Genomic DNA, 20,990 nt, shown 5'->3' on the forward strand with positions numbered 1-20,990 from the left:
GGGTCTCCGGCAGGAAAGTCAGGGCCACAAGGTGTCCGCTCGTCCCGAGCAGGTCGGGAGCTTCGGCTAGGCTCGACTGGATGTCTCGGCTTTGCTCGATGCCAGCGGAGACGAGCTTCGATGTGGTGCTTGGCTCGGCGGCGTCTCACCCGTAGCTTTGGAGATGTCACCTGGCTCCGCCGTTCGTGCGTCCACGATCGGCTTGATCCAGCTCTGCCAGAGCGTCCAGCGCAGCATGTTGAGAATGACGCCGATCCAGAAGGGGACGACGATGATCGTCGGAAGGTCGATGAACCGGGCGTAATCGGCGCAGACGATGCCGAAAGAGGTCCAGGTGATGAAGCTGACGAGCCGCTGGTGCGCTGCCAGCCACCGGTTCGCCCGTACCGCAGCATCAATCAGCATGGTGCCCCCCGACCGAATTGCGCCGTCTCCCGCGCCCGCGATTACTTCTTCGCCTGCTGCTGCTCCTGCATCTTGCGGAGCTGCTTGTCGTACGCCTTGCGGAATTCCTTGGCGAAGACCTCGAGAAAGGCTTCGTCCGATTCCGCGGCGACCTTGGCAAACTCGCGCTCGTAATTGTTCCACAGCGCCGCGTCGCGGGCCGCCGGGATGATCCGCGAGAGAATGCCCATATTCTCCGCCCGCCGCTTGATCGATCCGGGCGAGAAGCGCTCCAGCGTCATCTTGAGCGAACCAGGGATCGCCGAGAGCGTTGCCGCCTGGTGCGACTGGAGATCGACGAAGCCATCCTCGATCGCATTTTCGGCTTCCATGAAGCCGCGCGCCTTGGGGTTGAGCAGCTGCTTGATCGCCTGGTCCGGCGTGCGGGCGAACTTGATCGGGTTGTTGCCCTCGACCTGAAGGCTGGTTGATTCCGCGCCCATTTGCGACTTGGCGCGGGCGCGCGCCTCGACCATAACCACCATGCCGGAGACGAGGCGCCTGAACAGCCCGCCGGCCTTCGACATCAGGTCCAGCGAGGCGGCGTTGATGTCCTCTCGTTTGAGGCCCGCACCCTCGACGAAAGCCTGAACCAGCTCCTCCGGAGCTGCGGCCTCCCCGGTCCTAGCAGGCGCCGCCGGCGCAGCGCCGCCGAAGCCGCCGCGCATCCAGTCGATGTCGTTCTGGCTGATGAAGCGGGTGAAAGCTTCCGACGGCTCGTCCTCGTCGGCTGCGGCGGGCGCACGCGGGCGTTCGGGCTCTGCCGGGGCAGCCGGCGCTGCCGCGGCGGCAGGAAGTGGAGGCGGCGGTGGCGGAGGAGGAGGAGGAGGAGGGGGTGGAGGAGGCGACGGCGCAGGGGCGGCGATCTCCGAGGCGACCACGGCACCGTCCGAGCCGCGGCTCCAGGTAGAGGCAATGCTGCCGCCGAACACCGTCACATTTTCGTGGTCGGCTACGGCCGGGGTCGCGCTCGCCGGTTCCAGCAAGGTCGTCTCGGCCGTGTCACCGCCGACCGAGGCCACAACCTCGTACTGGCCGATCGTGAACAGGTCGCCATTCTCGATCCTGCGTTCCTCGGTCATGCGGCCGCCGGCGCCGTTCAGGATCGTTCCGTTGGTGCTGATGTCCTTCAGATAATAAGCGTCGTCGCGGAAGCTGATCTGGCAGTGCCGCGTCGAGATGAAATTCTTGTCGTCGGGCAGGCTCCAGTCGCAGGTCTTGGAGCGGCCGATCATTGCGTCCCGTCGCGCCAGCTTGAATTCGGGCTGGCCGGCACCCTGAAGGGTCTCGGGATTGCGGATGCTGAGTGTCAATATCATGGCTGTGCACGGGCTCGGCGCCCACCCCCGATGCTGCTGGTCATTTCGCCAAGTAACTGAATAGCGCCGGACGCCTCAGAAGGCGAGTGAGTACAAGCCCAGTCCATGCACCGTCCCCCCGGCGGCAACTGAGCCGCCCATCGCGACCCTTGGGAAGCATACAATTGGCCCGAACTATGTGCAATATTGGGAGAACAAGTCGAGGCGGCTTGCCGAAAAGTAAAGTTTGAGTTAAATACGGGGTCTTCCGAAATCGACCGACTCAAGATTCGTTCGTTAAAGGAACCACTATGCGCAACATTCTATTGGCTTCTTTCCTCTCCGCTGCGGTGGCGATTCCGTCCGCTGCGTTCGCGCAGGAGGCCAAGAGCGTCGACGATTATCTCTGCACCTTTGCCGGCAAGTGCGGCGGCGACTCGGCGGAGGCGGAAGTCACCAAGGACGCTCCGGACACCAAGGGCTTCAGCCTCACTCGGCCCGGCGCCACCAAGGCTGCTCCGGACACCAAGGGCTTCAGCCTGACCAAGCCGGCCGATGCGCCCGCGGCGGCGGCGCCAAGCAGGACGTCGAAGGCGAGCCGGGGTTTCACCCTCAGCAAGCCGGTCGACAGCCCTGCCAAGGTCGCTCCGGCCCGCGCCAGCAAGCCGGCCAAGCAGGTCGCCAGCAAGTCCGTCGCAAGGAAGCCTGCCAAGGTCGCCACTGCGATGAAGACTGTCGAGCAGCGCGGCGATCTCAACCTCAGCTTCGAACTCGGCTCGGATACGCTTACGGCTTCCGCACGGGAGAATGCCAAGGCATTCGCCGAGGCGCTGATGAGCCCCGAGCTCGTCTCTAAGCGGGTCATGATCGAGGGTCATACCGACGCCCAGGGCAATCGCGAGTTCAACGTCGAGCTGTCCAAGCGCCGCGCCCAGGCCGTCGCCGACTATCTGACCGAACTCGGCGTCTCGTCCGACCGCATCGAGGTCAAGGGCTTCGGCCCCGATCGCCCGCGGTCCGGCTCGGCTAGCGACAATCGCCGCGTCGAGGCCGTGCTCACCTCCTGAGCCGGTCGTGACGGCATTGCGAAGCGCCCGGGGCTTGCCTCCGGGCGTTTTCGTTTGTGCGGTTACCTCGCAGCTTGGGAGACGTTGAGCGAAAAGTAGCGGCTTAGTTCCTCCAGCGTCTCCGCCGCATTACGGTGGTGGACGAAGATGCCGCCCGCTTCCTCCCACAGGTGCCGGTGCTTCAGGGTGTCGTCGACCAGCACGTCACCTTCCCTAGCATGGTCGCGCTTGTCCCGGGCCATACAGGTGATGATGCGCGTGCCCGGGAAATGCTCCGCCGCCCACCGCACCTTCTGCGGCGCCGCCCAATTACCCCGCGGCAGGCCGGTGAGGATGATCGGATCGAGGTGCCGCACCGCCTCGAACAGCTCCTGCGCGCCCGGCATTATCGGCAGCGTGCCGTAGAAATCTGGGGCCGAGGCGAGCCGGCCCCACATCTTGCCGATATTGTGGCGCTGCTCGAAGGCGCGCGGCTTCAGGCCAAGCACCGTCTCCGCACCCGCGTCGAAGTCTGCGAGGACGCCGTCGCAATCGAGATAGAGCTGCCTCACCGCGGCCACCTTTTCGGACTGAGCTTGACCGGCATGGGCAGCTCCAGCTTCTCCCAGCCATGCTGCCTGATGACGTCGTTGCTTTCTTTGGCCCGGCGGCCGGGGCCGAGCGACCAGGTGATGTGATAGGTGCTGCCGTCCGGCCGGTCGGTCGTGCCCTCGATGCTCACCACCATCGCCTCGACGCCCTTGCCGTCGTCGGCGCGCCCAACGATCTCGCCGGTGACGTCGCCCGGCAGCTCGGAGTCCTTCTTCACCTTCGCCGCAAGAGTAACGTGGTCCGCAACCACGTTGTCGAAGCTGGGCGGGAATTGGAGCAGCAGCTCCTGGCGCTGCGCCCGGTCCACCTCCCAGCCGAGCACAGTCTCTCCGCCTTTGCGGGCGCGATCATAGGCTTGCTGCGGCGTCAGTCCCATGGCGGTTCAAACCCGAGACGCGCGGAGCCGTTCCGGCTGTGCACGCGTTGGGCCAGCGAAAGGAGATCCGGCATGAACCACAAAGAGCAGACCGAGGAGCATCTGCCTTCCGACAGGGAGGAGATCGCCAAGGAGGGCGAGAGGAACCGCAAGGAGATGGACGCCGTGCCCGAGCACGGCACCGATCCGCTTCACGAGGGACCCTGAAGCGCCGTCGCTAAGGCCGCGATTTCAGCCTCGCCCATCCTGAGGCCGAGCTTCGTGCGCCGCCACACAATGTCTTCTGCGGTGCGGGCGAACTCCTTGTGTCGAAGGTAGCGCACCTCGGCTTCGTAGAGGCCGGCGCCGAAATGATGCCCCAAATCGTCAAGTGAACGAGCGTCGCCGACCACCTGTGCCAGGCGTGCGCCATACTGGCCTGCGAGACGGCTGATCAGGTCCCGCGGCATCCAGCCTTCGAGCCGCCTGAGCAAATCCTCGTATCTGTCGTCCCTCATGTCGTTCATCTCGCCGCCCGGAAGCCACTGGGCCCGCGTGCTGCTTTTCCCCCGCATGCCGAGCAGGCCGACCGCCTCCTCGGCCAGTGCCCGCGCGGTGGTGATCTTACCGCCGAACACCGACAGCAGCCTGGCGCCGGGATCGTCGTCCAACTCGAGATGATAGTCGCGTGTGACCGCCTGCGCGCTGCTTGCGCCGTCGTCATGGAGGGACCGAACGCCGGAATAGCTCCAGACCAGATCCTCCGGCCGGGTCTGCTTGCGGAAGTAGGGGTTCACGGCTGCGCAGAGATACTCGGTCTCTTCCTGGCTGATCACTGCGTCGTCGGGCCGCTCGACAGGAATGTCGGTGGTGCCGACCAGGCTGAACTCGCCATAGGGGAGGGCGAATACGACCCGGCCGTCCGGCTGCTGCAGGATATAGGCGTGTTCGCCTTGGTAAAGCCGCGGAACGACGATGTGGCTGCCCTTGATCAGGCGCACCTTGCTAGCGCTGTTCTCCCGCAGCCTGCCGCCGAGCACCTCCGCCACCCACGGGCCGGCGGCATTGACGATCGCGGACGTTCGAACGGTGCGGCCGTCGGATAGGCTCGCCTGCCAGGCTTCGGCGTCACGGCGAGCGGAGAGCAGCTCGGTCCGCGTGGCGATTTCGGCGCCATGCTCGGCGGCATCGACTGCGTTCAGCACCACCAGCCGGGCATCGTCCACCCAGGCATCGCTATAGACGGCGAGGCGCAGGCCGTCCGCTTGGCGCAGGGGCTCGGCATACTGGATTTCACCCGTTGTGCGCGCTTTCGGCAAGCGGCTTCCCCAGGCGAGCAGATCGTAGAGCTTGAGGCCCGCACGGACCATCCACCATGGTCTCATGCCGGGGCCGTGCGGCAGCACGAATTCGAGCGGCCTGACGATATGGGGTGCCATTTCGAGCAGGATCTCCCGCTCCCTCAGTGCCTCGCGGACCAGCCGGAACTCGTGATATTCCAGATATCGGAGGCCCCCATGGATCAGCTTGGACGACGCCGAGCTGGTATGCTGGGCCAGATCGTCCTTCTCGACGAGCAGCAGCTTCATCCCCCGCATTGCCGCGTCGCGCGCGATGGCCGTGCCGTTGATCCCGCCGCCGACGATGAGGAGGTCGTAACTGTCCATCACTTGATGCTTAGCCGGTCGGGCGGCAATGTTCAGCCATGCAAACGGAGCGCGCAATCCTCGTCATCGACGAAGGCACGACCAGCACCCGTGCGATGCTGTTCGCATCCGACGGACGCTGCCTCGGCTCCGAGCAGCGCGACCTCACCCAGCATTATCCGCGGCCGGGCTGGGTCGAGCACGATGCGGAGGAGATCTGGACCCTCAGCCTCGCCTGCGCCGAGGCGATGGTGGCCAAGGCCGGCGGAGCCGAGCGCGTCATGGCGATCGGCATCACCAACCAGCGCGAGACGATCGTCTTCTGGTCCCGGCGGACGGGGAGGGCGCTCGCCCCGGCCATTGTCTGGCAGGACCGGCGCACCGAGAGCCTGTGCGAGCGGCTGCGCGAGGCTCGGCATGAGCCGCTCGTCCAGCAGCGCACGGGCCTTCTCCTCGACCCCTATTTCAGCGCCAGCAAGATCGGCTGGGCGCTGGAGCATTGGCCGGAGGTCAAGGCGGCTGGCGATGATCTCATGGTCGGAACGGTTGAAAGCTGGCTGGTCTACCGCCTGACCGGCGGCCTCCACATCACCGACGCCACCAACGCCTCCCGCACCGCACTGATGGACATCTCCTCCGGCGACTGGGATGAGGAGCTGCTCGGCCTCTGGGACGTTCCCCGCGCTGCGCTTCCTGAGATTGTGGACTGCGCCGGGCGCCTTGCGAAGACCACTCTGTTCGGTGCCTCCATCCCCATCACCGGAATGGCTGGCGACCAGCAGGCGGCGTCGATCGGCCAGGCCTGCTTCGCACCGGGCGAGACCAAGGCGACCTACGGCACCGGCGCCTTCGTGCTCACGAACACCGGCGACACGCTGCAGCATTCGCAGCACCGCCTGCTCTCCACCATCGCGTGGCAGCTCGGCGGCCGGAGGAGCTATGCCCTTGAAGGTTCGGTGTTCGTCGCCGGCAGCCTGATCAAGTGGCTCCGCGACGATCTCGGCCTGCTGAAGAGCGCTGTCGAGACCGAGGAGCTTGCCCGCTCAGTCGAGGACAGCGGCGGCGTTCAGCTCGTGCCCGCGCTTTCCGGCTTGGGCGCGCCCCACTGGCAGCCTTCCGCTCGCGGCTCGATCACCGGCCTCAGCTTTGCGACGGGACGCGCCCATATCGCCCGGGCCGCGCTGGAAGCCATGGCGCACCAGACGAGTGACCTGATGACCGCTTTCGCCTCCGACGGCGCGCGCTGGCAATGCCTCAAGGTGGACGGCGGGATGGCCGCCAATGACTGGCTCACGCAGGATCTGGCCGACATGCTCGGGCTCCCGGTCGAGCGGCCCGCCTTCGTCGAAACCACCGCGCTCGGCGCCGCGATGCTGGCGGGTATCGGCTGCGGCTTGTTCTCGTCGCTCGAAGAGGCCGCGTGCATGCGGGGCGAGGTGCAGCGCTTCGAACCAGCGATGCCGCACGAGGTCCGGGAGGCACGCCTTGCGGGCTGGCGCAGAGCGCTAGAAGCAGTGTTGCGCTAGCGGCTTCTTAAATCTTGGCAGCTATTTAGCCGGCCATGTCCCAGCGCATCCATCTCATCGCCGCGGCGCGCCCGAACTTCATGAAGGTGGCGCCGCTTTGGCACGCGCTGAGCGCCGCCGACGATTTCGATCCGGTGCTGATCCACACCGGCCAGCATTACGACGCGAACATGTCGGACGCGATCTTCGCCGACCTGAAGCTTCCTCAGCCCGACCATCATTTGGGCGTTGGCTCGGGCAGCCATGCCGAACAGACCGGCGGCGTGATGATCGCCTATGAGAAAGTGGCAGCGGCGGACCGGCCGGACTGGCTGGTTGTCGTTGGGGACGTCAACTCCACCGCTGCCTGTGCAATGGTCGGCGCCAAGCTCCGCTTCCCCGTCGTCCACCTCGAGGCGGGCCTGCGCAGCCGCGACCGCGATATGCCCGAGGAGATCAACCGCCTCGTCACCGACGCCCTGTCGGACGTCCTCTGGACTCCCTCGCCCGACGCGGACGAGAACCTCGCTTCCGAAGGCATAGGGGCGGAACGGATCAGCCGCGTCGGCAACATCATGCTCGACAGCTTCGAGCTCGTCCGCCCTGGAATCGAGGCCGCTAACGTCGCCGCCGAACTCGGCCTGGAGCGCGGCGGCTACGGCGTCGTCACGCTCCACCGCCCTTCGAACGTCGACGAACCGGCTCAGTTCGCCCGCCTCGTCGAAGCGCTCGTCGCGGTGCAGAAGCGCCTGCCTCTGGTTTTCCCGCTCCACCCCCGAACCGCGCAGCGCCTGCAGGCGACTGGCCTGCACGAGGTGCTGCGGCTCTCCGGCGTCAAGCTGATCGATCCGCAGCCTTATGTCCGCTTCATGAGCCTGGTCACGTCGGCCGCCGCCGCCATCACCGACAGCGGGGGCATCCAGGAGGAGACCACCTATCTCGGCATCCCCTGCCTGACTTTGCGAGAGAATACCGAGCGTCCGATCACCATCAGCCAGGGCACGAACCGCCTCGTCCGCGCAGACAGTCTGGTGGCGGAGCTGGAGCAGGCGCTCGCCAATGGCGTGGCGGCGAAGCGCAGGCCGGAACTGTGGGACGGCAACACCGCCGCCCGCTGTGTGGCCGACCTGCGCGCGCGTCTCTAACTTACCAGATGCGGACCCGGTTCTCCGGGGCGACGTAGAGCTTGTCGCCCGGCTGGACGTTGAACGCCTCATACCAGGCGTCGACGTTCCTGAGCGGCGCGTAGGCGCGGATCTGGCCCGGTGAGTGCGGGCCGTTGACGATCTGCTGCCTGAGCGCATCGTCGCGCCACAGGGTGCGCCACACCTGCGCCCAGCCCATGAACAGCCTTTGCTCGCCGGTGAAGCCGTCGATCACCGGCGCCGGCTTGCCGCCCAGCGAGTTGCGATAGGCCTCGAGGCCCAGCAGCACGCCGCCGAGGTCGCCGATATTCTCGCCCATCGCGACGCGGCCGTTGATGTGCATGCCGGGCAGGGTGGGGAAGGCATAGGCCTCATACTGGCCGCCGAGCGTGGTCGCCTGCGCCTCGAACTTTGCAGCATCTTCGGCGGTCCACCAGTCGCGCAGCACGCCCTTGCCGTCGGACTTGCGGCCTTGATCGTCGAAGCCGTGGCTGATCTCGTGCCCGATCACGCCGCCGATCGCGCCGTAATTGACGGCCGGATCGGCGTTGGGATCGAAGAAGGGCGGCTGCAGGATCGCGGCCGGGAAGACGATCTCGTTCTTTACCGGCGAATAATAAGCGTTCACCGTCTGCGGGGTCATGCCCCACTCTTTCTCGTCCACGCGCTGGCCGAGCCGGTTGCGGCGATAATCCCATTCGAACTTCGCCGCCCGCTCGACATTGCCGAACAGATCGCCGTTGCGGATCGTCAGGCCCGAATAATCGCGCCACTCGTCCGGATGGCCGATCTTCAGGCCGAAATTGGCGAGCTTGGCGAGCGCCTCCTGCTTGCTCTCGGGGCCCATCCACTGGAGGCCCTCGATGCGGTTGCGCATCGCGACGCGCAGGTCGGCGACCAGTTTGTCCATCTTCGCCTTGGCTTCGGGCGGATAGTAGAGCTTGACGTAGTCGCGGCCGATCGCCTCGCCCATCGCGTCCTCGGCCAGGGCGACGCCGCGCTTCCAGCGCTCGCGCTGCTCGGGCTGGCCGTTCAGGAACTTCTGCCGGAACTCGAAATTCGCATCGACGAAGCGCTTCGAAAGAAGCGGCGCGGCCTCGTCGGTGGTGTGGAAGGCCTGCCAGGCCTTCAGCGTCTCCAGATCGGTTTTGGCGAAGATCTGCGCAAGCTTGGGGAAGGCGGTGTTCTGCGAGACGACCGCCTTGTCCGACTTCTCGACGCCCGCGGCCGCCATGAAGGTCGCCCAGGGGAAGCCCGGCGCGTTGGCCTGGAGCTGTGCCAGCGTCATCGGGTTGTAGGTCTTGTCGCGGTTGCGGCTCTCGGCGCGGGTCCAGTGCGCAGTGGCGATCTCGGTCTCCAGCGCGACGATGTCGGCTGCCGCCTTCTCGGCATTGGCCCAGCCGGCCATGCCAAGCATCTGCGCGACATATTGCTGATAGCGCGCCTTCTGCGGCGCGAACTTCTCCTGGAGGTAGAGCTCGCGGTCGGAGAGACCGAGGCCGGACTGGCCCATATAGAGGGTGTAGAAGTCCGGATTCTTGCTGTCGTCATTGACGAAGGCGCTGAAGAAGGAGCGGCCGACGCCGGCGAAGGACTGGCCCATCAGCCGCGCCATGTCGTCCTTGGTCTTGACCGCGCGGATCGCCGCCAGCTTGGGCTGGAGCGGCTTGGCGTCGAGCGCCTCGATTGCCGCTTCGTCCATGAAGCCGCGATAGATGGCTGCGACCTTGGCCTGGTCGCCGTCCGTCGCCGGATTGCCGGCCTTGTAGCCCTCGACGAGCTGCCGCACCCGCGCCTCGGAGAGATCACGGAGAATCGCGAAACCGCCATAAGAGGAGCGGTCGGCGGGGATCTGGGTGGTCTTGGCCCAGGTGCCGTTGACGTAGCCAAAGAAGTCGTCGCCCGGCTTCACCGTTTTGTCCATGCCGGCGGTGTCGATGCCCCAGCTGCCCATGCGCGGCGCCTCGATGCTCTGCACCGTCGAGCTGCCTGAGGAGGCGGGCTGCGCGAACAGCGACAGCATCGTGCACTGCGTGTCGACGCACTGATGATCCTCATGCGCCACGGCGGGCGCGGCGAAGGCGAGTGCGAGCACGGATGCGGTGAAGCGCAGAGATTTCATGGATTTCCTCGATTTAGGGGAGCCCGCCCACCCGGATCGGGCAATAGGTCACAAGTAACGGAATTAGCTGGAAAAATCAACTCATGAGGGCGGTGGCGGCGCGACCCAGCTGTCGTCGATCATCTTGATAATGCCGGAAAAATCCTTGCCTGCCCCGCCGAGCTTCTCGGCGAAGCGCGTGTAGAGCTCTTCCGCATGGCTGCCCATCGGCGTGTAGGAATCGACGCTCTGCGCCGCCTCCATCGCCAGCCGCAGATCCTTCAGCATCAAGGCGGCCGCGAAGCCGCCCTCATAGTCGCGATCGGCGGGGGTGGCCGGTCCGACGCCAGGGAGGGGGCAATAGCTCGTCATCGACCAGCACTGGCCCGACGCCTGGCTGGAAATGTCGAAGAAGGTCTGCGGATCGAGCCCGAGCTTCTGCGCCAGGACGAACGTCTCGCAGGTCGCGACCATCGAGGCGCCGAGCAGCATGTTGTTGCAAATCTTCGCCGCCTGGCCGGAGCCGGGGCCGCCGGCATGGATCACGGCCTTGCCCATCAGCTCGAGGAACTCGCGCGCGCGGCCGAACGCCTCGTCGCTGCCGCCGACCATGAAGGTGAGGGTGCCGCCTTCCGCCGCGGCGATGCCGCCGGAGACTGGCGCGTCAACCATCCGATAGCCTTGTGCTGCCGCCTTCTCGATCTCCTCGCGCGCGGTGGCCACGTCGATCGTGGAGCAGTCGATCAGGATCGCGTTCTTCGGCGCGGTGCCGATGACGCTGCTCTCATAGACCTCGCGCACATGCTCGCCCGCCGGCAGCATCGTCACCACAGCATCGGCGTCGGCGACGGCTTCAGCCGCCGACCCGGCGCGCCTGCAGCCGCGCTCCTTCGCCTTGGTCAGCGCCGCCTCGCTGAGGTCGAACGCCCGCACCTCATGCCCCGCCTTGGCCAGGTTCGCGGCCATCCCGCCGCCCATGTTGCCGAGCCCGATAAATGCTACCCGTGCCATTCCATCCTCCTACAACCCTCTCCCCTTCAGGGGAGAGGGACGCTGCGAAGCAGCAGGGAGAGGGGGCAATCCGACTGCCCCTCTCCCGGCTTCGCTATGCTCAGCCACCCTCTCCCCAGAAGGGGAGAGGGAATTCATCTTCCTGTCCACTCCGCCTTACGCTTGGCGACGAAGGCGCTCATCCCTTCCTTCTGATCCTCGCTGCCGAACAGGCCGTGGAACAGCCGCCGCTCGAAGTTGATGCCCTGCGCCAGGCTCATCTCGAACGCGGCGTTGACCTGCTCCTTAGTGGCGATCGCGGCCAACGGCGCCATGCCTGCGATCAGCTCCGCCGTCTTCAGCGCCTCGTCGAGCAGGTCCGCCGCCGGGACCACCTTCGCCACCAGCCCCGCGCGCTCGGCTTCCTCCGCGCCCATGTTGCGGCCGGTGAGGCACATTTCCATTGCCTTGGCCTTGCCGACCGCATGGGTGAGCCGCTGCGACCCGCCCATGCCCGGGGTAACGCCGAGCTTGATCTCGGGCTGGCCGAACTGAGCGGTGTCCGCGGCGATGATGACGTCCGCCATCATCGCCACCTCGCAGCCGCCCCCGAGCGCATAGCCCGCCACCGCCGCGATCCACGGCTTGCGGGTTGCCGTCACCTTCTCCCAGCCCTGGAAGAAGTTGGACGAATACATGGACGCAAAGCCTTGGCTCTCCATCTCCTTGATGTCGGCACCGGCCGCGAAAGCACGCTCGCTGCCGGTCAGCACCGCACAGCGCTGGCTCGGATCCGCATCATAGGTGGCGAAGGCGGCGATCAGCTCCCGCAGCACGTCAGTGTTTAACGCGTTCAGTGCCTTCGGCCGGTTGAGCGTGATGAGCGTGACCGCCCCCCGCTGCTCGACGAGGATATTCTCATAGTCCGTCATGGCATGGCTCCATCGGTGGAGAGCGGCGTCCACTGCTCGTCTTCGAGCAACGGCGCGAAAATCGTATCGATCATGTGGTCCGTGACCCGCTCCGGCGTCTCCGGATCCCAGCGCGGCTCATTGTCCTTGTCGACCAGCAGGGCGCGCACGCCCTCTACGAAATCGTGGCGCTGCACGACATGGGCGGCGACGCCATATTCCTGGCGCATCTCATCGGCGAAGTCGTGCATCTTCGCGCCGTCGGAGAGGAGCCGCAGCGAGACCTTGCAGGCCTGAGGGCTCTTGCCCCGCAGCGTCTCGAGTTCGGTCTGCGCCCAGTCGCTGCCGTCCGCCTCCAGGGCTGCCAGTATCTCCTCATATCGGTCGGAGGCGAACAGCCGGTCGATCCGCTCGCGATTGGCGACGATCCGGGCGGCAGGCGGCGGGGCGCTTGCGCGGTCGAGGATGCTCTCGACCTGATCCGGCTTGGCGGCGATCGCCGCCTTCACGCCCGCCAGCGCCTCCTGCGGCACGTAGTGGGTGGCGAGGCCGAGCGCATGGCATTCGGCGCCGTCCAGCCTGGCGCCGGTCAGCGCGAGGAACTGTCCGGTCCGGCCCGGAAGCCGCGACAGATACCAGCCCCCGCCGACGTCCGGGAACAGCCCGATCGTCGTTTCCGGCATCGCGAAACGGGTATTCTCGGTCGCGACCCGGAAGCGGCAGGGCTGCGAGATGCCGACGCCCCCGCCCATCGTGATCCCGTCCATGAATGAAATCGTCGGCTTCACATAGGTGAACAGCAGGTGGTTCAGCCGATATTCCTCATGGAAGAAAGCGCGCGCTTCCCGCCCGTCGCCGGCGCCGCTCTCCGCCAGCATGCGGACGTCGCCGCCGGCGCAGAAACCGCGTCCCTGGGCGTGATCGATCATCACGGCGCCGATCTCCGCATCCTGCCGCCATTCCACCAGCGCAGCGATCATCGCGCTGCACATGCTTCTCGTCAGGGCATGGATCGCCTGCGGCCGGTTCAGCCGAATGCGTCCTGCCTTGCCGTCAATCTCCGTCAGGACGTCGTTCACTGGCGGAGCATGTCCCGGGCGATGACGTGGCGCATGATCTGGTTGGTGCCTTCGAGGATGGAGTGGACGCGAAGGTCGCGCCAAAAGCGCTCGATCGGATAGTCCTGGAGGTAACCGTAGCCGCCGTGCAGCTGCAGCGCCCGGTCGACCACGGAGGAGCCGGTGTCGGTCGCCAGCCGCTTCGCCATCGCGGCAAAGCGGGTCTTGTCGGGCGCATTCTCGGTTACCTTCACGGCGGCGGCGTAAAGCAGGACGCGCGCCGCCTGCAACTCGGTCTCCATGTCGGCAAGCGTGAACTGGGTATTCTGGAAATCGGCAATCTGCTGCCCAAAGGCCTTGCGCTCCTTGGTGTAGCGCAGCGCCTCGTCGAGGCAGCGCTGGGCCCCGCCCAATGAGCAGGCGCCGATGTTCAGGCGACCGCCGTCGAGGCCCATCATCGCGATGCGGAAGCCTTCGCCCCCGGCGCCGACCAGGTTCTCGGCCGGCACCCGCACTTCGTCGAAATTGACCTGGCAGGTCGGCTGCGAGTGCCAGCCGAGCTTCTTTTCCTGCGCGCCGAAGCTGACGCCCGGCATGTCCTTCTCGATGACGAGCGCGCTGATCCCCTTCGGGCCTTCCTGGCCGGTGCGGACCATCGTCACATAGATCTCGTTCTCGCCGCCGCCCGATATGAAGGCCTTGGAGCCGGAGACGACATAATGGTCGCCGTCCTTCATCGCCCGCGTCTTCAGCGCAGCCGCATCGGAGCCGGAACCCGGCTCGGTCAGCGCATAGGAGCCGAGCCGGTCCATCGTCACCATCGACGGCAGATACTTCTCCTTCACCGCCGCCGCGCCGAAGCGGTCGATCATCCAGGCGGCCATGTTATGGATCGAGATGAAGGCGGAGGTGGACGGATCGCCATAGGCCATCGCCTCCATGATCAACGCCGCCTCGAGCCGCCCGAGCCCGATCCCGCCGCTCTCCTCGCTGACGTAGATCGCCCCGAACCCAAGCTCCGCCGCCGCCTTGATCGTGTCGCGCGGGAAGATGTGCTTCTCGTCCCACTCGCCCGCATGCGGCGTGAGCGCATCGGCGGTGAATTGCTGTGCCATCTCCTGGATCTGGCGCTGCTCGTCGGTGAGGTCGAACTGGTTGGTCATCTGGTTTCCGCTGCCTGCTTCAGGACATGTTCGTTGAAAAGCCTGGTAAGCACCTCTTCGTCGGTGCGCTCGTGCACAAGCTCGCGAGGCTGCCGCCCCTTCATCTGCGCCAGAGCAGATACGCGTCCCTCGCCGAGGAACCAGGTGTCTGGCTCGGTGGCGGCGATCGGATCTCGATACGCCTCGTCGATCGGGATGATCTCCCATCCCGCCTTCCGCAAGCCCGCGGCGAGATCGTCGATGAACATCGCGTTGAGGTCCGTCTCATGGAGCAGGAGCACGTGCGCGGGCGATCGGCCGAGCGTCTCGATGGCCATGCGGTCGTAGAAGTTGGCCGTCATCACCAGCGTCTCGACATAGAGATCGCGCAGCCCATCCATGTCGATCGGGGTGCCTTCCCGCTTCGCCTTCGAGGCGAGCGCGTCCAGGTGCCAGTCGAAATTGTCGATCGTCACATAGGCGTTGCGCAGGCCGCGCTGCTTGAGCGCCGACCGCACAGCATCGCGCTTGGCCGTGTCGCGGCCGGCTTCGTCGAGGAAGGGATACCGATACCAGGGCCGGCGGCCGGGACGCGATGCGAGCCAGGCCTCCGCCTGATCGATCTCGGCAACATAATCCTCGACCGAGGTCCGCGAGAGCCAGGGATGGGTGACCGAGTGGTTGGCGATCACATGGCCGGCGGCGACATAGGCGTCGATGCGCTTATCACCGTCGGCGCCCTGCGGCTTGCTCAGATGCCCCGTCGTGACGAAAAACCCAGCCTGCGGCACGCCGCCTCGCTTCAGCGCAACGATCAGTTCCTTCGTGCGCTCGTCGGGCGTGAAGAAGCCGCCGGCATGGCGCGGCACGTCGTCGAAGCTCAGCGCGATCCGTTTCTCCGCCGCAGCCGGAGTGGTCAGGCCGAGGAGGAGGCTCAGCAGGACGAGGAGGAGGCGTGCGGCCACGCTCAGCCCATGGTCGGGATAACGAAGGCGTTCTCGCCGGTGACCGAGCCGTCGGGCCAGCGCTGGGTGACCTTCTTGTTCTTGGTCCAGAAGCGCACGCCTTCCGGGCCGTGCTGGTCGATGTCCCCGAAGCCCGAGCGCTTCCAGCCGCCGAACGTGTGATAGGCGACAGGCACCGGGATCGGCACGTTGATGCCGACCATGCCGACGTTGACCCGCGCCGCGAATTCGCGCGCCGCATGGCCGTTGCGGGTGAAAATGGCGACGCCGTTGCCATATTCGTGCTCGGAGGGGAGGCGCAGCGCCTCCTCGAAACTCTCGGCGCGGACCATCTGCAGCACGGGGCCGAAAATCTCCTCCTTGTAGGAGCGGAAATTCGGCTTCACGTGATCGAAGAAGGTCGGGCCGATGAAGAAGCCCTTCTCGTGCCCCTGAAGCGAGAAGCCGCGGCCGTCGATCACCAGCTCGCCGCCCTCGTCGGCGCACATCTGGATATACTGCTCGATCCGCGCCTTGTGGACCGAGGTCACCACCGGGCCGTAATGGGCCTCGGCATCGGTTGAGACGCCAACGCGCAGCTTGCGAATGGCTGGAATAAGCGCCTCGCGCAGCTCGTTGGCCGTTTTCTCGCCAACCGGCACCACCACGGGCAGCGCCATACAGCGCTCGCCGGCCGAGCCGAATGCGGCGCCGGCAAGGTCGTTCACCACCATGTCGAGATCGGCGTCCGGCATGACGATGCCGTGATTCTTGGCGCCGCCGAACGCCTGGACGCGCTTCCCGTTCGCGGTGCCGCGGCTGTAGATATATTGCGCGATGTCGGAGGAACCGACGAAGCTGATCGCGCTGATGTCCGGCTCGTCGAGGATCGCGTCGACCATCTCCTTGTCGCCATGCACGACCTGGAGGATGCCGTCAGGCAGGCCCGCCTCCTTCATCAGCTCGGCGAGGCGCACCGGCACCGAAGGATCCCGCTCGGAGGGCTTCAGGATGAACGCGTTGCCGCAGGCGATCGCGACGCCGAACATCCACATCGGAATCATCGCCGGGAAGTTGAACGGCGTGATGCCGGCGACGATGCCGAGCGGCTGGCGCATCGAATAGACGTCGATGCCGGGCCCGGCGCCCTGCGTATATTCGCCCTTCAGTGCATGGGGGATGCCGCAGGCGAACTCGATCACCTCCAGGCCGCGCTGCACGTCGCCCTTCGCGTCCGCGATCACCTTGCCATGTTCGGAGGAGAGCAGGCGCGCCAGCTCTTCCATGTTCGCCTCGACCAGCTCCTTATACTTGAACATCACGCGCGCTCGGCGCTGCGGATTGGTCGCTGCCCAGGCCGGCTGCGCCGCGCGGGCATTGTCCATCGCTTTCGCAAGATCGGAAGCGGTGCCGAAGGCGACCTGCGCCTGCACCTCGCCCTGGTTAGGGTCGAACACGGCGCCCTGCCGCTCGCCCGACGCATAGGAAGCGCCGCCGATGAAATGATCGATTTTCCGCATGATGGTCCTTCGGGACTGCAATGAAGCTGATGGTGGAGGCCACTAGCCAAGCCGCACCGCAAATGCCAGTTGCTCGTAGGAACGTGGGGCGCGAGGAGAGAGAATGAAGCTCGGATCATTGAAAGGCGGCCGCGACGGCCGGCTCGCCGTCGTCAGCCACGACCTCGCCTGGTGCGCGGACGCGACCCACATCGCGCCGACTCTTCAGGCCGCGCTCGACGACTGGGCGAATGTCGCGCCGCAGCTCCAGCTTCTTGCCACCGACCTCGCCCACGAGGCGATCCCCATGATGCGCTTCCATGAGCGCCAGGCCGCGGCGCCGCTGCCGCGCGCCTATCAATGGGCGGACGGCTCAGCCTATGTGAACCACGTCAAGCTCGTCCGGCAGGCGCGCGGCGCCGAGGTGCCGGAGAGCTTCTGGACCGATCCGCTCATGTATCAGGGCGCTTCCGACGAGATGCTGGGTCCCCGCGACCCGATCCCGCTCGCGGACGAGAGCTGGGGTTGCGACCTCGAAGCCGAAGTGGTGGTGGTGACCGGCGATGTTTCCCGCGGCGTCACGCCGGAGCAGGCCCGCGAGCACATCCTCCTCGTCGGCCTCGTCAACGACGTGAGCTTGCGCAACCTGATTCCCGCCGAGCTCGCCAAGGGCTTCGGCTTCCTCCAGTCGAAGCCCGCCTCGGCGCTCTCGCCGGTCTTCATCACGCCCGACGAGCTCGGCGACCGCTGGCGCGACGGCAAGCTCCACGGCGAGCTCAAGGTGGACCTCAACGGGCAGCCCTTCGGCCGCGCCGATGCTGGCGAGGACATGACTTTCGACTTCGGCACCCTAATCGCCCATCTCGCCAAGACGCGAAACCTCGCCGCCGGCTCGATCGTCGGCTCCGGAACGGTTTCAAACCGTGGCGAGGACGGCGGCCCCGGCACGCCGATCGCCCGCGGCGGCCGCGGCTATTCCTGCCTGGCCGAAGTTCGCACCGTCGAGACCATCCTGGACGGCAAGGCCGCGACCCCGTTCCTGAAGCACGGCGACACGGTTCGGATCTGGATGGAGGATGATCATCACCATCCGATCTTCGGCACGATCGAGCAGACGGTGGTGCAGGGCTGACGCCCTAGCCGTCGGCGCACGCCTGCTCGTCACGGATGACGGCGGACCGCATTTCCTCGATGATCTTGAGCGCGCCGACGGTGGATTCGCGCGGCGCCGCCAGGCCCATCTTGATCGCGACGCCGGTGAGGATGGACTCAGCTTCGTCAAACGCCCGGCAGAAGGTCGGCGCCAGCTCGGGCCGATCCGCCGCCATGCGCCGGAAGACGGCGATCAGCACCGCCTGCAGCGCCACCACCTCCGCTTTGACGGCTTCGGCATCCGTTTCGTTCATTCGATATCCCTGTGGCCGGCGGGCCAGAACCCGGCCTGGGTCCCGACCGGTCGGAAAATGGCGATCTTCCCCTGGTCGGACCACAATTCGGTTACGTCGTCGCTCGGCCGCGCCGCAGCTTCGTGGACAGCGGCGAGAGCGCTCTCCGCCTGAATGATCTCCCAGCGCTCCAAGCGATTGGCCCGGAGGTACAGCAATCGAAATTCCGACACGCGGCACCAATTCAATTCGAGTATCCCGGCAGGGACTTGATTGTGGAACGCACGAGACGGTTCGCTGTGCCGCCGCTCCAACAGGAGCGTGCGCGCGCCTGCCCTTGTTGCGCCGCAATATGATGCGTATAGGCGCGGCGAAATTCTTCATCCCGGGAAATTGAAATGAGCCTCCGCAACGTGGCGATCATCGCGCACGTCGATCACGGCAAGACGACGCTTGTCGACCAGCTGTTCCGCCAGTCCGGCACCTTCCGCGACAATCAGCGCGTGGAAGAGCGCGCGATGGATTCCAACGACCTGGAGAAGGAGCGCGGGATCACCATCCTCGCCAAATGCACCTCGGTCGAATGGGAACATGACGGGACGACGACGCACATCAACATCGTCGACACGCCAGGCCACGCCGATTTCGGCGCCGAGGTCGAGCGCATCCTGTCGATGGTGGACGGTGTCATCCTGCTGGTCGATGCGGCCGAGGGTCCGATGCCGCAGACGAAGTTCGTCACCGGCAAGGCGCTCGCGCTCGGCCTGAAGCCGATCGTCGTCGTCAACAAGATCGACCGTCCCGATGCGCGTCCGGCGGAGGTCCTCGACGAATGCTTCGAGCTGTTCCTGAGCCTCGACGCCAATGACGAGCAGCTCGACTTCCCGGTTCTCTATGCATCGGGCCGCAACGGCTATGCCGGCCTGAGCGATGACGTGCGCTCCGGCGATCTCACGCCGATGTTCGAGACGATCGTCAGCCATGTGCCCGCGCCGGGCCTCGACACCGAAGGCGAGTTCAAGATGCTCGCCACCCTGCTCGACCGCGATCCTTTCCTCGGCCGCATCCTGACCGGCCGCATCGAGCGCGGGCGCCTCAACGTCAACATGCCGATCAAGGCGATCGACGTCGACGGCAAGCCGGTCGAGGACGGGCGCGCCACCAAGGTGTTCGCCTTCCGGGGGCTCGAGCGGGTGCCGGTCGAGACCGCCCAGGCGGGCGACATCGTCGCCATCGCAGGCCTCACCAAGGCAACCGTCTCGAACACGATCGCCGATCCGTCGGCCTCGCAGCCGCTGCGGGCGCGGCCGATCGACCCGCCGACGCTCGCGATGAGCTTTGCCGTCAACGACAGCCCCTATGCCGGCCGCGACGGCGACAAGGTGCAGAGCCGGGTCATCCGCGACCGGCTTGCCCGCGAAGCCGAAGGTAATGTCGCGATCCGCATCACCGAAAGCCACGACAAGGATGCTTTCGAAGTCGCCGGCCGCGGCGAACTCCAGCTCGGCGTGCTGATCGAAACGATGCGCCGCGAGGGCTTCGAGCTGTCGATCAGCCGCCCGCGCGTGCTGTTCCGCGACGGCCCCAACGGCCGCGAGGAGCCCTATGAGACCGTCGTCGTCGACGTCGACGACGAGCATAGCGGCACTGTCGTCGAGAAGATGGCGCAGCGCAAAGGCGAGATGACCGACATGCGCCCATCGGGTGGCGGCAAGACGCGCCTCACCTTCGTTGCCCCCTCGCGGGGCCTGATCGGCTATCATGGCGAGTTCCTGTCGGACACGCGCGGCACCGGTATCATGAACCGGCTATTCGACAAATACGGCCCCTATAAGGGCCCGATCCAGGGCCGCCAGAACGGCGTCCTTATCTCGATGGAGCAGGGCGAGGCGGTCGCCTATGCCCTCAACATGCTGGAGGAGCGCGGCATCCTCTTCATCGCGCCGGGCGACAAGCTCTACGAGGGCATGGTGATTGGTGAAAACGCCAAGCCGCAGGATCTCGAGGTCAACCCCTTGAAGTCCAAGCAGCTCACCAACTTCCGCGCATCGGGCGGCAAGGACGATGCTATCCGCCTGACGCCGCCCAAGCGCATGACTTTGGAGCAGGCGATCGCCTACATCCAGGACGACGAGCTGGTTGAGGTCACGCCCAAGGTGATCCGCATCCGCAAGCGGCACCTCGATCCCCACGAGCGCAAGCGCCAGTCGCGGAAGGGCGAGGCGGCCTAACTCCTCCCTTCACGATTTCTGCACATCCGCCGGATCAAGGCTGCAACCTTCTCTGTCAGAGGCGAGGCTGAAGCCTCATGAATGACGGAGACGGGCAATGGTCGAGTTGGTGGGAGACAAGGGCGCTAGGATCGACAAGCTGCTGCGCGGCGCGTTCTGGAGCGCGGCCGCGCTGCTGCTGCTCGCGCCGTTTATCGTTGTGCAGTTCAATGACGGATTGCGCTGGGATGGGAGCGATTTCGCCTTTGTTGCGCTTCTGATCGGCATTTTCGGCCTCGCTTTTGAAGGGACGATGACGGTGGCTCGGAACTGGAGCTGCCGCTTTGCCGCGGGTCTGGCCTTCGCGGCCGCTTTCCTGATCGTCGGGGCGAACGGCGCCGTCGGCATGATCGGGAATGACGACAATCCCTACAATCTCTACTTCCTCGGCGTGATCGCGGTCGCACTGGTAGGCGCCGCGATCGCCCGGTTCCGACCGGCGGGAATGGCGCTCACCATGGCGATCGCGGGTGTTGCGCAGATCGCCATCGCCCTTGGCGGCTACGTTGCCGACCCGCGCGGCGCGGCCCTGAGCGCCGTTTTCGGCGGCCTCTGGCTGCTATCCGCCGTCCTTTTCAGGAAGGGAGCGCAGGAACAGGCCGCCACTGGGAATTAGCCCGTCAGGTGCCTAATAGGCGC

At 66.1% G+C, this 20,990-nt stretch carries 21 protein-coding genes; 7 read left to right on the forward strand and 14 right to left on the reverse strand.

Annotation, left to right across the window (positions count from 1 at the left end):
• Nucleotides 1-66 precede the first annotated feature (66 nt).
• A complete protein-coding gene (locus tag AC5JBD_RS06220) occupies nt 67-405 on the reverse strand; it encodes a hypothetical protein (protein WP_495720892.1) in 339 nt (112 codons plus the stop codon).
• 41 nt (nt 406-446) lie between these two features.
• A complete protein-coding gene (gene tagH, locus AC5JBD_RS06225) occupies nt 447-1,763 on the reverse strand; it encodes a type VI secretion system-associated FHA domain protein TagH (protein WP_495720893.1) in 1,317 nt (438 codons plus the stop codon).
• Between the two features lie 290 nt (nt 1,764-2,053).
• Between tagH and AC5JBD_RS06230 the strand changes: the two genes are divergently transcribed.
• On the forward strand, nt 2,054-2,809 hold the full coding sequence (locus AC5JBD_RS06230; RefSeq protein ID WP_495720894.1) for an OmpA family protein: 756 nt from the start codon (nt 2,054-2,056) through the stop codon (nt 2,807-2,809).
• Nucleotides 2,810-2,871: 62 nt separating this feature from the next.
• Here AC5JBD_RS06230 and AC5JBD_RS06235 read toward each other — a convergent pair whose 3' ends face one another.
• Both AC5JBD_RS06235 and AC5JBD_RS06240 read right to left on the reverse strand, forming a co-directional pair.
• Nucleotides 2,872-3,360, reverse strand: coding sequence for a hypothetical protein (locus AC5JBD_RS06235; RefSeq protein WP_495720895.1), 489 nt, complete (start codon nt 3,358-3,360; stop codon nt 2,872-2,874).
• Nucleotides 3,357-3,776, reverse strand: coding sequence for a hypothetical protein (locus tag AC5JBD_RS06240; protein ID WP_495720896.1), 420 nt, complete (start codon nt 3,774-3,776; stop codon nt 3,357-3,359). The genes AC5JBD_RS06235 and AC5JBD_RS06240 overlap by 4 nt, the downstream gene beginning before the upstream one ends.
• A gap of 72 nt (nt 3,777-3,848) precedes the next feature.
• Between AC5JBD_RS06240 and AC5JBD_RS06245 the strand changes: the two genes are divergently transcribed.
• Complete coding sequence (locus AC5JBD_RS06245; protein ID WP_495720897.1) at nt 3,849-3,983, forward strand: hypothetical protein; 135 nt, start codon at nt 3,849-3,851, stop codon at nt 3,981-3,983.
• Here the strand turns inward: AC5JBD_RS06245 and glpD are convergent.
• Complete coding sequence (gene glpD / locus AC5JBD_RS06250; RefSeq protein ID WP_495720898.1) at nt 3,968-5,422, reverse strand: glycerol-3-phosphate dehydrogenase; 1,455 nt, start codon at nt 5,420-5,422, stop codon at nt 3,968-3,970. The genes AC5JBD_RS06245 and glpD overlap by 16 nt on opposite strands.
• A gap of 38 nt (nt 5,423-5,460) precedes the next feature.
• On the opposite strand from glpD, the gene glpK reads away from it, so the two are divergent.
• Both glpK and wecB read left to right on the forward strand, forming a co-directional pair.
• Nucleotides 5,461-6,927, forward strand: a complete 1,467-nt coding sequence (gene glpK, locus AC5JBD_RS06255) for a glycerol kinase GlpK (RefSeq protein ID WP_495720899.1) — start codon at nt 5,461-5,463, stop codon at nt 6,925-6,927.
• A gap of 35 nt (nt 6,928-6,962) precedes the next feature.
• Nucleotides 6,963-8,051, forward strand: coding sequence for a non-hydrolyzing UDP-N-acetylglucosamine 2-epimerase (wecB, locus tag AC5JBD_RS06260; RefSeq protein WP_495720900.1), 1,089 nt, complete (start codon nt 6,963-6,965; stop codon nt 8,049-8,051).
• Between the two features lies 1 nt (nt 8,052).
• Here wecB and AC5JBD_RS06265 read toward each other — a convergent pair whose 3' ends face one another.
• The 7 genes from AC5JBD_RS06265 to AC5JBD_RS06295 all read right to left on the reverse strand — a co-directional run bounded on the left by AC5JBD_RS06265 (nt 8,053) and on the right by AC5JBD_RS06295 (nt 16,717).
• A complete protein-coding gene (locus AC5JBD_RS06265; protein WP_495720901.1) occupies nt 8,053-10,173 on the reverse strand; it encodes a M13 family metallopeptidase in 2,121 nt (706 codons plus the stop codon).
• 81 nt (nt 10,174-10,254) lie between these two features.
• Nucleotides 10,255-11,163, reverse strand: coding sequence for a 3-hydroxyisobutyrate dehydrogenase (mmsB, locus tag AC5JBD_RS06270; RefSeq protein ID WP_495720902.1), 909 nt, complete (start codon nt 11,161-11,163; stop codon nt 10,255-10,257).
• Nucleotides 11,164-11,297: 134 nt separating this feature from the next.
• Entirely contained in the window at nt 11,298-12,074 is a 777-nt protein-coding gene (locus tag AC5JBD_RS06275; RefSeq protein ID WP_495720903.1) for an enoyl-CoA hydratase-related protein, read from the reverse strand.
• Nucleotides 12,071-13,132 (reverse strand): enoyl-CoA hydratase/isomerase family protein, encoded by a 1,062-nt coding sequence (locus AC5JBD_RS06280; RefSeq protein WP_495720904.1) that lies wholly within the window; start codon nt 13,130-13,132, stop codon nt 12,071-12,073. Before AC5JBD_RS06280 ends, AC5JBD_RS06275 begins: the two co-directional genes overlap by 4 nt.
• Nucleotides 13,129-14,274 (reverse strand): acyl-CoA dehydrogenase family protein, encoded by a 1,146-nt coding sequence (locus AC5JBD_RS06285; protein ID WP_495720905.1) that lies wholly within the window; start codon nt 14,272-14,274, stop codon nt 13,129-13,131. The genes AC5JBD_RS06280 and AC5JBD_RS06285 overlap by 4 nt, the downstream gene beginning before the upstream one ends.
• On the reverse strand, nt 14,271-15,218 hold the full coding sequence (locus tag AC5JBD_RS06290) for a polysaccharide deacetylase family protein (RefSeq protein ID WP_495720906.1): 948 nt from the start codon (nt 15,216-15,218) through the stop codon (nt 14,271-14,273). The genes AC5JBD_RS06285 and AC5JBD_RS06290 overlap by 4 nt, the downstream gene beginning before the upstream one ends.
• Before the next feature lie 2 nt (nt 15,219-15,220).
• Nucleotides 15,221-16,717 (reverse strand): CoA-acylating methylmalonate-semialdehyde dehydrogenase, encoded by a 1,497-nt coding sequence (locus AC5JBD_RS06295; protein ID WP_495720907.1) that lies wholly within the window; start codon nt 16,715-16,717, stop codon nt 15,221-15,223.
• Nucleotides 16,718-16,820: 103 nt separating this feature from the next.
• Here AC5JBD_RS06295 and AC5JBD_RS06300 point away from each other — a divergent pair, with 103 nt between their 5' ends.
• Nucleotides 16,821-17,828: a fumarylacetoacetate hydrolase family protein gene (locus AC5JBD_RS06300; protein WP_495720908.1), complete on the forward strand. Its 1,008-nt coding sequence runs from the start codon at nt 16,821-16,823 to the stop codon at nt 17,826-17,828.
• A gap of 4 nt (nt 17,829-17,832) precedes the next feature.
• Here AC5JBD_RS06300 and AC5JBD_RS06305 read toward each other — a convergent pair whose 3' ends face one another.
• Both AC5JBD_RS06305 and AC5JBD_RS06310 read right to left on the reverse strand, forming a co-directional pair.
• A complete protein-coding gene (locus tag AC5JBD_RS06305; protein ID WP_495720909.1) occupies nt 17,833-18,102 on the reverse strand; it encodes a hypothetical protein in 270 nt (89 codons plus the stop codon).
• Nucleotides 18,099-18,299, reverse strand: a complete 201-nt coding sequence (locus tag AC5JBD_RS06310; RefSeq protein WP_495720910.1) for a hypothetical protein — start codon at nt 18,297-18,299, stop codon at nt 18,099-18,101. The genes AC5JBD_RS06305 and AC5JBD_RS06310 overlap by 4 nt, the downstream gene beginning before the upstream one ends.
• 180 nt (nt 18,300-18,479) lie before the next feature.
• On the opposite strand from AC5JBD_RS06310, the gene typA reads away from it, so the two are divergent.
• Nucleotides 18,480-20,312, forward strand: a complete 1,833-nt coding sequence (gene typA / locus AC5JBD_RS06315) for a translational GTPase TypA (protein WP_495720911.1) — start codon at nt 18,480-18,482, stop codon at nt 20,310-20,312.
• A 97-nt stretch (nt 20,313-20,409) separates the two neighbouring features.
• Complete coding sequence (locus AC5JBD_RS06320; RefSeq protein ID WP_495720912.1) at nt 20,410-20,967, forward strand: hypothetical protein; 558 nt, start codon at nt 20,410-20,412, stop codon at nt 20,965-20,967.
• Nucleotides 20,968-20,990: the final 23 nt, after the last annotated feature.

This window comes from Allosphingosinicella sp. (genome assembly GCF_059502505.1).